Below are 12,952 nucleotides of genomic sequence, written 5' to 3'. Positions count from 1 at the left end.
GGGGGTCAAGCGACGGCGACGACGTCGAGAATCCGCTGCACCACGCGGTCCTGATCGATGCCAGCGGCTTCGGCTTCAAACGACAGAATGATGCGGTGGCGCAACACGTCGAACAGCACGGCCTGAATGTCTTCCGGGCTGACGAAGTCGCGCCCGGCCAGCCAGGCGTGGGCACGGGCGCAGCGATCCAGCGCGATCGAACCGCGCGGACTGGCGCCATAGGCGATCCACTCGGCCATTTCCGGGTCGAACTTGGCCGGGTTGCGCGTGGCCATGACCAGTTGCACCAGGTATTCCTCCACGGCGTCGGCCATGTACAAACCGAGGATTTCCTTGCGCGCGGCGAAGATCGCCTGCTGGCTGACCCGACGCTCGGGCTTGGTCTCACCGTTCAACGCCTCGCCACGGGCCTGCTGGAGGATGCGGCGTTCGACGGCGGCGTCGGGGAAGCCGATCTTGACGTGCATGAGGAAACGATCGAGCTGGGCTTCCGGCAGCGGGTAGGTACCTTCCTGTTCGATCGGGTTCTGCGTCGCCATCACCAGGAACAGCGGCGACAGTTCATACGTGCTGCGCCCGACGCTGACCTGACGCTCGGCCATCGCTTCGAGCAGGGCCGATTGCACCTTGGCCGGCGCGCGGTTGATTTCGTCGGCCAGCACCAGGTTGTGGAAGATCGGCCCTTGCTGGAACACGAAGCTGCCGGTTTCCGGGCGATAGATCTCGGTGCCGGTGATGTCGGCCGGCAGCAGGTCGGGGGTGAACTGAATACGATGGAACTGGGCTTCGATGCCCTCGGCGAGTTCTTTGATGGCTTTGGTCTTGGCCAGACCGGGAGCGCCCTCGACCAGCATGTGGCCGTCGGCGAGCAGGGCGATGAGCAAGCGCTCGATGAGTTTTTCCTGGCCGAGAATCTGCGTTGAAAGAAAGGTTCGCAGCGCTAGCAGCGCTTCACGATGTTCCATCGGTGACTGTTCCTGGAAAAGGAGTGGCCGGGGCGTTCGGATAACGCCGGGGCTGGGGGCGTTACTTTAATCCATCGCGGGGGGCGGCGACTAACGGCATTTTGTGCAAAACAGCAAAAGATCGCGGCTTTTGGCAGCTTCCCGGTTGGAATACGATCACCTGCAGGAGCTGCCGAAGGCTGCGATCTTTTGATCTTCCGTCAGCCGGAAATTTATCGGGCGGCAGTTCTGGCCCCTTCGCGAGCAGGCTCGCTCCCACAGGGTCTGATGTGCGCATTCCAATGTGGGAGCGAGCCTGCTCGCGAAGGGGCCGGCCCGGACACCATCAAACCTCGCTGATGAATGTCCCTGTCCCATCGAGAATATTCTTCAAAGTCTCGACAACCTCATCCATATCCACCATATCCGGGTTAAAGCTGATCTCCAGCACGTCGTCCCCATTCAACGCATCGGCATCCGCCGCAGCGATCTCAATCTTCAGCAGTTTCGAAGTCAGCGTGACCTTGACCCCGTCCAGCGTCGAAGGCTCTCCGTCCAGGGTGATCTCCAGCTCATCCTCATCCGGATAACGGCTCATCAGGAACATCTCACCCTTGTCGCTGTGGCAGCACAGCATGGCCATGTTGTCTTCTTCGTCGTCGCACGGGTTGACGATCAGTAGGGCGGTGGTCATTTGCATGGGGAAAATCCTGGGCAGTGGCGGCGTTAAACCTGTTCGAAGGCGCGATTTTGCCAGTCTCTACTCATTCGCGCTGCCTGCATTGGCAAAAAGTGGCAAAGCAGGACATTTCCGTCGCCCACTTCCGAGTAGCGAGAAGGGGAAATCCGACGTCAGCGTAAGGCAATTACCGGATGCGCAAAATCCGGCCGTAATTGCGATTTTTCGCTTGTGATAGCCACCTTTTTATCGGTAGTTTCGCCGCTCTTGCGCAATGGAGTGCGTTACCCAAACCCCAAAAAGGACCTTTGCCATGACCCAATATTTTGAACGCGCCGAAGAAATCCGCCATCTGTCCGATGAGCAGATCGAGGCGATCTACAAGCGCTATCTGGAAGGCGAGAAAACTGCACAACTGATGGAGGAGTTCCAGATTCCTTCTACGGTGCGCAGTCTGCTCAGGGTTCTGCCACCGATTGTCAGTGCAGAACTCACCTGCCCCTATTGCGAATTGCCGATGTGGGTGCGCCGACACGCCAGAGGCACGCCGCTTTCGCTGCGCAGTACCTTCAAATGCGTACGCTGTGAACACCAGCACAGCGTGACCGCCGCCAATAGCCGCCACACCACGTGCAACTGCAAGGAATGCTTCAAGTTGCGCCAGCAGCAACTGGCGGCCCGGGCCGCGCGGGACCGTTTGGAACTGGAGGCGCGATATTCCGCGCGAAAACCTGCAGTGCCTTACGCCAATCTGGGGTTTGTGCAGAAGTTGACGTTGCTCGCCTTGCTGGATGACGGCTATGGCGCCAACGTTGAATGGATTGCGCCGCTGAATGCGCCATCCAGAGAGGAACTGCTCACCCAGACTTATGAGGCCCGAGAAGAGTTGCTCAAAAGCCTGCATGAAGCCGGGGTGCTGGCGGTTTCCACCGATTCCGACATCAACGCATTTGATCGCAGCGAGGGCTGCAGCATTCGCGAGTACAGCGCGGTGCGTTGGCTGCCCAACGTCACGCTCGACGGCGCCGCGCGCAGTACTCGAGAGAACCTGTACCTGATGCTGTATCAGGAGTTGTCAGGCAGCGTACAAGCTGCCTGGAAAAGCGAAATCTATTCGCTGGTTTTCAGTCTGGCCCGCGAAGAATCCATTCAATACATCCGTGTGTTGGCCCATGAAGTGGACTTCGCCTTCACGGCTGAAGCCCGCGCCGAGGAGGTGGTCGGGCAGTTGCTGCAGGACTTTTCGGTCAGCCAGCTCTATTACTTCGCCCGGCTGGCAGTGAGAAACGCCGCGCATTTCTATGCCACCGGCAATTCCAAAGGGCGCAGTCACGCCTCCAACACCATTCCACGCAACATGCTGGGCACGGCGCAGGACGCGCTGGCGCGCAACTGGCGCAAGAATGCCCATCGCGATGCGCGGGTACCGCAAACGGCCTTGCAGCGATTGCTTTACGACGTCGTGCTCAAGGACAGCGGCGCCGGGTTTTCCAAATCGCCGGGCATGTACTGGCGCGACGAACTGGTCCCGCAATTCTTCAGCGCCGTAGCGTTCGACAGCGACTTGCTCAGCCATCTGCGCCTGTTCTGTCGCGAATGTGATTCGAGCAACATCGACGCCAGCATGGACAAGCAGATCCTGCAAACGATGTGCTACGACTGCGCCACGGTGAGCAAATTCAGAGCCTTTGAGGAGCTGCCGGACTGATCCGCGTCATCCGCTGGCGCTGAACCGGATGCCACGCTCAGGGTCGATAAAAGGGCCTTGGGCGTTTTCGTTTCCGGATATGTAACGTTCCTTGCGACCGTACTGGCACGAAAGTCCCGTGAAACCGGGGTTTCGAACCTGCGTTTCAGTCCACGCCTGCTAGTGTTGAAGCAGGCGAAACCCTGCATTTACGTGCCAATGACCGAATATGTCGCAGCACCGCAAGCAGACACATTGTCGCACCCATTAAGCTGCGCAACGGATGAGCACCCGTAAAGGCATTGCTGGCGGCGCTGGCAGTCGCTTTTGCAGATGCTCATTCATGGAAGGTGAATGTGACCTGAGTGTCCCGTCCAGCTTCACCCACCTGTCTCCCTGTTTCCTCTGCCCGAGAATCAGGAGCAGGGCGACACGAGGCCCGAAAGGGCTGTTGCACGCGACGCTTTCCATCAATAACAAGCTTAAGCGGAGTACCACAGATGGCGTTCTTCACCGCAGCCAGCAAAGCCGACTTCCAGCACCAACTGCAAGCGGCACTGGCGCAGCACATCAGTGAACAGGCACTGCCACAAGTGGCGCTGTTCGCTGAACAATTCTTCGGCATCATTTCCCTGGACGAGCTGACTCAACGTCGCCTCTCCGACCTCGCTGGCTGTACTCTCTCTGCGTGGCGCCTGCTTGAGCGCTTCGATCACGCGCAACCGCAAGTGCGTGTCTACAACCCCGATTACGAACGCCACGGCTGGCAGTCGACCCACACCGCGGTCGAAGTGCTGCACCACGACCTGCCATTTCTGGTCGACTCGGTGCGCACCGAGCTGAACCGTCGCGGCTACAGCATTCACACCTTGCAGACCACCGTGCTCAGCGTACGTCGTGGCAGCAAGGGCGAATTGCTGGAAATCCTGCCAAAAGGCAGCACCGGCGAAGGCGTACTGCACGAATCGCTGATGTATCTGGAAATCGACCGTTGCGCCAACGCGGCCGAGCTCAATGTGCTGAGCAAAGAGCTTGAGCAGGTGCTCGGTGAAGTGCGCGTCGCCGTTGCTGACTTCGAGCCGATGAAAGCCAAGGTGCAGGACATCCTCACCCGTCTCGACAACAGCGCTTATCCGGTTGATGCCGACGAGAAGAACGAAGTCAAAAGCTTCCTGGAATGGCTGGTGGGCAACCACTTCACCTTCCTCGGCTACGAAGAGTTCGTGGTCACCGATCAGGCCGATGGCGGCCACATCGAGTACGACCAGAACTCCTTCCTCGGCCTGACCAAACTGCTGCGCACCGGCCTGACCTACGAAGACCTGCGCATCGAAGACTACGCCGTGGCCTACCTGCGCGAACCGACCCTGCTGTCGTTCGCCAAGGCCGCGCACCCGAGCCGTGTGCACCGTCCGGCCTACCCGGACTACGTGTCGATCCGTGAAATCGACGCCGACGGCAAAGTCATCAAGGAACACCGCTTCATGGGCCTGTACACCTCTTCGGTGTACGGCGAGAGCGTGCGGGTCATCCCGTTCATCCGCCGCAAGGTCGAAGAAATCGAGCGCCGCTCGGGCTTCCAGTCCAAGGCTCACCTGGGCAAGGAACTGGCGCAGGTGCTCGAAGTGCTGCCGCGTGACGACCTGTTCCAGACCCCGGTCGACGAACTGTTCACCACCGTGATGTCGATCGTGCAGATCCAGGAACGCAACAAGATCCGCGTGTTCCTGCGCAAAGACCCGTACGGTCGCTTCTGCTACTGCCTGGCCTATGTGCCGCGCGACATCTATTCCACCGAAGTCCGCCAGAAGATCCAGCAAGTGCTGATGGAGCGCTTGAAAGCCTCCGACTGCGAATTCTGGACCTTCTTCTCCGAGTCGGTTCTGGCCCGCGTGCAGCTGATTCTGCGCGTCGATCCGAAGAACCGCCTCGACATCGACCCGGTGCTGCTGGAAAAAGAAGTGGTTCAGGCCTGCCGCAGCTGGCAGGACGACTATGCCGCACTGACCGTCGAAAGCTTCGGGGAAGCCCATGGCACCAACGTGCTGGCCGACTTCCCGAAAGGCTTCCCGGCCGGTTACCGCGAGCGCTTCGCGGCGCATTCGGCCGTGGTCGACATGCAGCACCTGCTGAGCCTCAACGAAAAGAATCCGTTGGTGATGAGCTTCTACCAGCCGCTGGGCCAGGTCTCCGGCCAGCGCGAGCTGCATTGCAAGCTGTATCACGCCGACACGCCGCTGGCGCTGTCCGACGTCCTGCCGATTCTGGAAAACCTCGGCCTGCGCGTACTGGGTGAATTCCCGTATCGCCTGCGCCACACCAACGGCCGCGAATTCTGGATTCACGATTTCGCCTTTACCGCCGCCGAAGGTCTGGACCTCGACATCCAGCAACTCAACGACACCCTGCAGGACGCGTTCGTGCACATCGTGCGTGGCGATGCCGAGAACGATGCGTTCAACCGTCTGGTGCTGACCGCCGGTCTGCCATGGCGCGACGTTGCGCTGCTGCGTGCCTACGCCCGTTACCTGAAGCAGATTCGTCTGGGCTTCGACCTGGGTTACATCGCCAGCACGTTGAACAACCACACCGACATCGCTCGCGAACTGACCCGGTTGTTCAAGACCCGTTTCTATCTGGCGCGCAAACTCGGCAGCGATGATCTGGAAGACAAGCAGCTGCGTCTGGAACAAGCGATTCTGACCGCACTGGACGATGTTCAGGTGCTCAACGAAGACCGCATCCTGCGTCGTTACCTCGACCTGATCAAAGCCACCCTGCGCACCAACTTCTACCAGACGGATGCCAACGGCCAGAACAAGTCGTACTTCAGCTTCAAGTTCAACCCGCATGCGATCCCTGAACTGCCGAAGCCAGTGCCGAAGTTTGAAATCTTCGTCTACTCGCCACGCGTCGAAGGCGTGCACCTGCGCTTCGGCAACGTCGCTCGCGGCGGTCTGCGCTGGTCCGATCGTGAAGAAGACTTCCGTACCGAAGTGCTCGGCCTGGTAAAAGCCCAGCAAGTGAAGAACTCGGTCATCGTGCCAGTTGGCGCGAAGGGCGGCTTCCTGCCGCGTCGCCTGCCACTGGGCGGCAGCCGTGACGAGATCGCGGCCGAGGGCATCGCCTGCTACCGCATCTTCATTTCCGGCCTGCTGGACATCACCGACAACCTGAAGGACGGCGCACTGGTGCCGCCGGTCAATGTCGTGCGTCATGACGACGATGACCCGTACCTGGTGGTCGCGGCGGACAAGGGCACTGCGACCTTCTCCGATATCGCCAACGGCATCGCCATCGACTACGGCTTCTGGCTGGGTGACGCGTTTGCGTCCGGTGGTTCAGCCGGTTACGACCACAAGAAAATGGGCATCACCGCCAAGGGCGCGTGGGTCGGCGTACAGCGCCACTTCCGCGAGCGCGGCATCAATGTTCAGGAAGACAGCATCACCGTGGTTGGCGTCGGCGACATGGCCGGCGACGTGTTCGGTAACGGCCTGTTGATGTCCGACAAGCTGCAACTGGTCGCTGCGTTCAACCACATGCACATCTTCATCGACCCGAACCCGAACCCGGCGACCAGCTTCGTCGAGCGTCAGCGTCTGTTCGACCTGCCGCGTTCGGCCTGGACCGACTACGACACCAGCATCATGTCCGAAGGTGGCGGTATCTTCTCGCGCAGCGCTAAGAGCATCGCGATCTCGCCGCAGATGAAAGAACGCTTCGACATCCAGGCTGACAAGCTGACCCCGACCGAACTGCTCAATGCCTTGCTCAAGGCACCGGTGGATCTGTTGTGGAACGGCGGTATCGGCACTTACGTCAAGGCCAGCACCGAAAGCCACGCCGATGTCGGCGACAAGGCTAACGACGCGCTGCGCGTGAACGGCAACGAGCTGCGCTGCAAAGTCGTGGGCGAGGGCGGTAACCTCGGCATGACCCAACTGGGTCGTGTGGAATTCGGTCTCAATGGCGGCGGTTCCAACACCGACTTCATTGACAACGCCGGTGGCGTGGACTGCTCCGACCACGAAGTGAACATCAAGATCCTGCTGAACGAAGTGGTTCAGGCCGGTGACATGACCGACAAGCAACGCAATCAGTTGCTGGCGAGCATGACCGACGAAGTCGGCAATCTGGTGCTGGGCAACAACTACAAGCAGACTCAGGCCCTGTCCCTGGCGGCGCGCCGTGCCTACGCGCGCATCGCTGAGTACAAGCGTCTGATGAGCGATCTGGAAGGCCGTGGCAAGCTGGATCGCGCCATCGAGTTCCTGCCGACCGAAGAGCAACTGACCGAGCGCGTCGCGGAGGGCCACGGCCTGACTCGTCCTGAGCTGTCGGTGCTGATTTCCTACAGCAAGATCGACTTGAAAGAGCAGCTGCTCGGTTCGCTGGTGCCGGACGACGACTACCTGACCCGCGACATGGAAACGGCGTTCCCGCCGACCCTGGTCAGCAAGTTCTCCGAAGCCATGCGTCGTCACCGTCTGAAGCGCGAGATCGTCAGCACCCAGATCGCCAACGATCTGGTCAACCACATGGGCATCACCTTCGTGCAACGACTCAAAGAGTCGACCGGCATGAGCCCGGCGAACGTGGCGGGCGCTTACGTGATCGTGCGTGACATCTTCCACCTCCCGCACTGGTTCCGTCAGATCGAAGCGCTGGACTACCAGGTTTCCGCTGACGTGCAGCTGGAGCTGATGGACGAGTTGATGCGTCTGGGGCGCCGTGCCACCCGCTGGTTCCTGCGTGCCCGTCGCAACGAGCAGAACGCTGCCCGTGACGTCGCGCATTTCGGTCCGCACCTGAAAGAACTGGGCCTGAAACTCGACGAACTGCTCAGCGGCGAAATCCGCGAGAACTGGCAGTCGCGCTATCAGGCCTACGTCGAAGCCGGTGTGCCGGAACTGCTGGCGCGTATGGTTGCGGGCACTTCGCACCTGTACACGCTGCTGCCGATCATCGAAGCGGCCGACGTCACCGGGCAGAACCCGGCCGAAGTGGCCAAGGCCTACTTCGCCGTCGGCTCTGCGCTGGACATCACCTGGTACCTGCAACAGATCAGCGCTCTGCCGGTAGAAAACAACTGGCAGGCCCTGGCCCGTGAAGCGTTCCGTGATGACGTCGACTGGCAGCAACGGGCGATCACCATCTCCGTCCTGCAACAGGGCGACGGCTCCCAGGACGTGGAAGCACGCCTGGCACTGTGGATGGCCCAGCACGAAAGCATGATCGAGCGCTGGCGCGCCATGCTGGTGGAAATCCGCGCGGCTAGCGGCACGGACTACGCCATGTACGCAGTGGCCAACCGTGAACTGCTGGATCTGGCGTTGAGCGGGCAAGCGATCGTGCCTGCTGCCACCGCGAATGCCGAGCTTGAACTGGCGTAAGTAGTGGCTGAATGAAAAAGCCCCGCTCTCGAAAGAGGCGGGGCTTTTTCTTGTCCGTCATTCAGAACGCATCGGCGCAGCGGAAGGCGAAAGCAGGCTCACTCCTGCAACGCTGCTACCTGTACATCCTCCTGCTGATGGATGGCTGATCACCCGGCCATCAGTTTTCCAACGGGATAAGCACCTGCTCATCCGGCGCCAGCACCATGAACACCAGCAACTTGGCAGGCTTGGTCGAGCTGGCGTTTTTCGACACCAGATGCTCGGAGCCGGCCGGCTCGTACCAGAACTGGCCCTTCTTGTAGGTGATCGCCTGTTCGCCCTTCACTTGGGAAATTATTTCGCCGTCCAGCACGTAGGCCATCGCGGTGCCTTCGTGTTTATGGGCGATCGAGGATTGCCCGGGTTTGTAGTCGACTTCGATCATCATGGCTTTCTTGCCGGGGGCGTTTTTCAGCAGTTGTTCCTGCAGGACGGTGATTTTCTCGGACGGATCGTGGGCCATCGCCGATGCGGACAGGGTGAAAGCGAGGGCAGCGGCGAAGAAGGGCAGGGCTTTCATGGCGGTTTACCTGTGAGGGTTGAGGTGTGATCACAGTAGGCCGCAAAGGGGCAGGTTCAAACGGCCAATATTCGGGAAGATCAGGTGACCAATCCAGGCAAGACGAGAAACCGTGGCGAGGGAGCAAGCTCCCTCCCACAGGTGTGTGGAGGATGATGGAAAAGCTGTTGCCCCTGCGGGCCGGGTCAAACGGCCAATGCGGGAAGATCAGGTGACCCATTCAGGCAAGGCGAGAAACCGTGGCGAGGGAGCTTGCTCCCGCTGGGGTGCGCAGCGCCCCCAAAACCTGCAATCCGATTGCTTCAGGAGAATCACTTTGGCCGGTTTGACGACTGCTGCGCAGCCGAGCGGGAGCAAGCTCCCTCGCCACAGGTGTGTGCTGGATGATGGGAAAGCTGTTGCCCCTGCGGGCTGGTGCAAACGGCCAATGCGGGAAGATCAGGTGACCCATTCAGGCAAGGCGAGAAACCGTGGCGAGGGAGCTTGCTCCCGCTGGGGTGCGCAGCGCCCCCAAAACCTGCAATCCAATTCCTTCAGGAGAATCACTTTGGCCGGCTTGACGACTGCTGCGCAGCCGAGCGGGAGCAAGCTCTCTCGCCACAGGTGTGTGCTAGACGATGGGAAAGCTGTTGCCCCTGCGGGCTGGTGCAAACGGCCAATGCGGGAAGATCAGGTGACCCATCCAGGCAAGGCGAGTAACTGTGGCGAGGGAGCTTGCTCCCGCTGGGGTGCGCAGCGCCCCCAAAACCTGCGATCCGATTCCTTCAGGAGAATCACTTTGCCCGGTTTGACGACTGCTGCGCAGCCGAGCGGGAGCAAGCTCCCTCGCCACAGTTGTGTGTTGGATGTTGGGGAAGCTGTTGCCCCCTGCGGGCCGGTGCAAACGGCCAATGCGGGAAGATCAGGTGACCAATCTTTGTCAAAAGCAAAGATCGCAGCCTTCGGCAGCTCCTACAGGGGAACGCATTCCAGAGTAGGAGCTGCCGAAGGCTGCGATCTTTTGATCTAGCTTTTAAACGATTGGGAAGCTGTTGAAATCGACGCTATTGGCCAGGCGGCTATCGATCAGGTCGATAAACCCCTGCGCCTCGGGGCGGTTGAAATGCGCCTGCATCGCCGCTTCCGACTGCCAGCGCGCACTGACCGTCCAGCGGTGGCTGTCCTCGGGGCAGCGATCGACCAGGTAGGAATCGCAGCCCGGGGTTTCGCGCAGGGTGTCGACGATCTTTTGCAATTGCTTGCCGAGCTCTTCCGAGCGGCCCGCAGCAGCCTTTACCTGAACCGTGTTGATCACTTCGCTGGACATTGCTCACACTCCTGAATCAGGCCGGACGAATCCTGCTCATTGAGGGATAACGCCTGTGCAGAATAGGCCTGCAACCGTGAATCACCAATAACCAATCGGCAGTAAAAGCCTTATACCAAGGGCTCATGACAGCTGTTCGAGGATGTCACGCAGGCGATCGAGGGCTGTGTCGATATCAAGGGTTTCGATGGCGCCGAAGCCGAAGTACAAGCCTTCCTTCGCCGGCTGCTGGTAGTAGAAGCCACTGATCGCATACAGGCCGACTTCGACCTTTTTCGCCAGCTCAATGACCAGCGGTAAATCGATCGGCACCTTGCAGAACACCGCCATGTGAAACCCGGCACTGGCCGGCACGGCTTGCAGCCATGGCGCGAGATCGGTTGCCATGCGCTCGAGAATCCGTTCGCGCCGTTGCGCATAGATCGTGTGGCAGCGGCGAATGTGCTTGAGCAGGCAGCCCTCGGCGATGAACTTGGCCAGCGCCCATTGCGGCAGGGTCGAGGCGTGCAGATCGGTCAACTGTTTGGCACGAATCACCGCCTCGATGATCGACGGCGGCAGGATCGCGTAGCCCAGGCGCAACTCCGGCAGCAAGGTTTTCGAGAAGGTGCCGACGTAGGCGACGATGCCGCGCTGATCGAGGTTGTACAGCGAATCGGTGGGCCGGCCTTCGTAGCGGAATTCACTGTCGTAGTCGTCCTCGATGATGATCGCGCCCAGTTCATGAGCGCGGGTGAGCAGGGCCTCGCGGCGCGCCTGACTCATTGCCATGCCCAGCGGAAACTGGTGCGACGGCGTTACATAAATCAGCCTTGTGCCGTCGGGAATGTGCTCGACCTGAATGCCCTCGGCATCCACCGGCACCCCGACCACCTCGGCGCCGTGCGTGCCGAACAGCAAGCGCGCGGGCGGATAACCGGGATCCTCCATCGCCACCAGACTGCCGGGACGGGTCATTACGCGGGCAATCAGGTCCAGCGCCTGTTGTGCGCCGTTGCATACGACGATGTCCTCGTCCTGACAATTGATGCCACGGGAAAACGCGATGTGCCGGGCGATCGCATTGCGCAGCGCGGGCAAGCCTTCGGCGACGCTATAGAAACCTTTCGACTGCGCCATCTGCCGCATCGCATGGGCGACGCAGCGGCGCCAGTCATCCTGCGGGAACTGGCCTTTGCTGGTGGCGCCGCCGATGAAGTCGTAGCGCAGCGAACCTTCCAGCGTCGGATGACGCAGGAACACCGGCAGATTGCGCCAGCTCTCGATCACCTCGGCACTGGCCAGCTCGGTGTGGCTCTGCTTGCGCTGCACCTGGGCGGGGCGGGCGTTGACGTAGGTGCCTTTGCCGATCACCCCGGTGAGGAAGTTTTCGTAGGTCAGCTGCGCATAGGTGTCGGAAATGGTCTTGCGCGAGATGCCCAACTGCTCGGCCAGCAGGCGGCTGGGCGGCAACTGCGTACCCGCCGCCAAGCGCCCGGATTCAATCGCCGCGCGCAACTGCTGATACAACTGACCGGCAAGATCCTTGCGGCCGTTGATCACGACATGAAGTTCCATACCGACGAGGCTCCCGGAGGTGAATGAAGTGTTGGTCAGATTAGCGTTGTTGGGCTTTTGGCAGTAGTTGCGTGGAGTAAAAACCGCAAATTGGCGCATGTCCCTTGTAGGAGTGAGCCTGCTCGCGATGGCGGTGGATCAGCCACCATCAATGTTGAATGACAGATCGCTATCGCGAGCAGGCTCACTCCTACAGGGAAATGTGTGTGGCCGTGGTTCGGTGGTGTCCTCATTAATCGTCAAATTGGGTCTGTCATGCGGTCATGCCAGCCCTTACCGTGAACTCATCATTCCGCCTGCCGAGAGCCGCGCCATGTCCCTGCGTCTGGATTACTACAACGCGTCGCCCAAGGCGATGAAAGCGATGATTGCCATGGAGGCGCTGACCAGCAACCTGAGTATCGAAGCACCGCTGCTGCAACTGATCCGAATCCGCGCCTCGCAGCTCAACGGCTGTGCGTTCTGCACCGACATGCACTCGGTGGACGCGCGGCGAGCCGGGGAGAGCGACCGGCGCCTGTATGCGATCGCTGTGTGGCGCGACAGCAACTTCTTCAACCCCCGCGAACGGGCCGCGTTGGCCTGGGCCGAGGCGGTGACGCTGTTGTCCGAAAGCCACGTGCCCGATGACGTCTACCAGCAGGCGCGCGAGCAGTTCGATGAAGGTCAGCTGGTGGACCTGACGGTTGCCGTCAGCACCATCAACAGCTGGAATCGCCTCGCCGTCAGCTTCCGCCAGACCCCGAGTGACTGATCATCACACACCGGCAATCTCAGCCCACACAGAGATTGATCACCACACAACCCTGTGGCGAGGGAGC

Annotated in this window: 8 protein-coding genes; 3 read left to right on the top strand and 5 right to left on the bottom strand. The window is 60.5% G+C overall.

What is annotated here, in order from left to right:
* Nucleotides 1–5 precede the first annotated feature (5 nt).
* Together QRN33_RS11770 and QRN33_RS11765 are read right to left on the bottom strand one after the other, a co-directional pair.
* On the bottom strand, nt 6–965 hold the full coding sequence (locus QRN33_RS11770; protein ID WP_007913915.1) for an AAA family ATPase: 960 nt from the start codon (nt 963–965) through the stop codon (nt 6–8).
* A gap of 325 nt (nt 966–1,290) precedes the next feature.
* The gene (locus QRN33_RS11765; protein WP_016774987.1) at nt 1,291–1,644 is read right to left on the bottom strand and encodes a hypothetical protein; all 354 of its coding nucleotides are present in this window, start codon (nt 1,642–1,644) and stop codon (nt 1,291–1,293) included.
* Between the two features lie 292 nt (nt 1,645–1,936).
* Here QRN33_RS11765 and QRN33_RS11760 point away from each other — a divergent pair, with 292 nt between their 5' ends.
* Nucleotides 1,937–3,331: a hypothetical protein gene (locus tag QRN33_RS11760; protein WP_285408700.1), complete on the top strand. Its 1,395-nt coding sequence runs from the start codon at nt 1,937–1,939 to the stop codon at nt 3,329–3,331.
* A 479-nt stretch (nt 3,332–3,810) separates the two neighbouring features.
* Nucleotides 3,811–8,706, top strand: a complete 4,896-nt coding sequence (locus QRN33_RS11755; protein WP_042606793.1) for an NAD-glutamate dehydrogenase — start codon at nt 3,811–3,813, stop codon at nt 8,704–8,706.
* Between the two features lie 160 nt (nt 8,707–8,866).
* Here the strand turns inward: QRN33_RS11755 and QRN33_RS11750 are convergent, their stop codons facing one another.
* From QRN33_RS11750 to pdxR, 3 genes are all read right to left on the bottom strand, one after another.
* Nucleotides 8,867–9,268 (bottom strand): cupin domain-containing protein, encoded by a 402-nt coding sequence (locus tag QRN33_RS11750; RefSeq protein WP_064363424.1) that lies wholly within the window; start codon nt 9,266–9,268, stop codon nt 8,867–8,869.
* Nucleotides 9,269–10,280: 1,012 nt separating this feature from the next.
* Nucleotides 10,281–10,574, bottom strand: a complete 294-nt coding sequence (locus tag QRN33_RS11745) for a putative quinol monooxygenase (RefSeq protein ID WP_042606795.1) — start codon at nt 10,572–10,574, stop codon at nt 10,281–10,283.
* Nucleotides 10,575–10,697: 123 nt separating this feature from the next.
* Nucleotides 10,698–12,131, bottom strand: a complete 1,434-nt coding sequence (gene pdxR, locus QRN33_RS11740) for a MocR-like pyridoxine biosynthesis transcription factor PdxR (protein WP_285408696.1) — start codon at nt 12,129–12,131, stop codon at nt 10,698–10,700.
* 313 nt (nt 12,132–12,444) lie between these two features.
* Here pdxR and QRN33_RS11735 point away from each other — a divergent pair, with 313 nt between their 5' ends.
* Nucleotides 12,445–12,885 (top strand): carboxymuconolactone decarboxylase family protein, encoded by a 441-nt coding sequence (locus tag QRN33_RS11735; protein WP_042606797.1) that lies wholly within the window; start codon nt 12,445–12,447, stop codon nt 12,883–12,885.
* Nucleotides 12,886–12,952: the final 67 nt, after the last annotated feature.

The organism is Pseudomonas sp. FR229a (assembly GCF_030209115.1).
Classification (GTDB): Bacteria; Pseudomonadota; Gammaproteobacteria; order Pseudomonadales; family Pseudomonadaceae; genus Aquipseudomonas; species Aquipseudomonas moraviensis_A.
This window is presented reverse-complemented; position numbering and strand designations above follow the sequence as displayed.

What these genes read in the sequence shown, in the direction of transcription:
- QRN33_RS11745 (WP_042606795.1), bottom strand. Translation starts at nt 10,574, where the DNA reads ATGTCCAGCGAAGTGATCAACACGGTTCAGGTAAAGGCTGCTGCGGGC.
- QRN33_RS11755 (WP_042606793.1), top strand. Translation starts at nt 3,811, where the DNA reads ATGGCGTTCTTCACCGCAGCCAGCAAAGCCGACTTCCAGCACCAACTG.
- QRN33_RS11760 (WP_285408700.1), top strand. Translation starts at nt 1,937, where the DNA reads ATGACCCAATATTTTGAACGCGCCGAAGAAATCCGCCATCTGTCCGAT.
- QRN33_RS11770 (WP_007913915.1), bottom strand. Translation starts at nt 965, where the DNA reads ATGGAACATCGTGAAGCGCTGCTAGCGCTGCGAACCTTTCTTTCAACG.
- QRN33_RS11735 (WP_042606797.1), top strand. Translation starts at nt 12,445, where the DNA reads ATGTCCCTGCGTCTGGATTACTACAACGCGTCGCCCAAGGCGATGAAA.
- QRN33_RS11750 (WP_064363424.1), bottom strand. Translation starts at nt 9,268, where the DNA reads ATGAAAGCCCTGCCCTTCTTCGCCGCTGCCCTCGCTTTCACCCTGTCC.
- QRN33_RS11765 (WP_016774987.1), bottom strand. Translation starts at nt 1,644, where the DNA reads ATGCAAATGACCACCGCCCTACTGATCGTCAACCCGTGCGACGACGAA.
- pdxR (WP_285408696.1), bottom strand. Translation starts at nt 12,131, where the DNA reads ATGGAACTTCATGTCGTGATCAACGGCCGCAAGGATCTTGCCGGTCAG.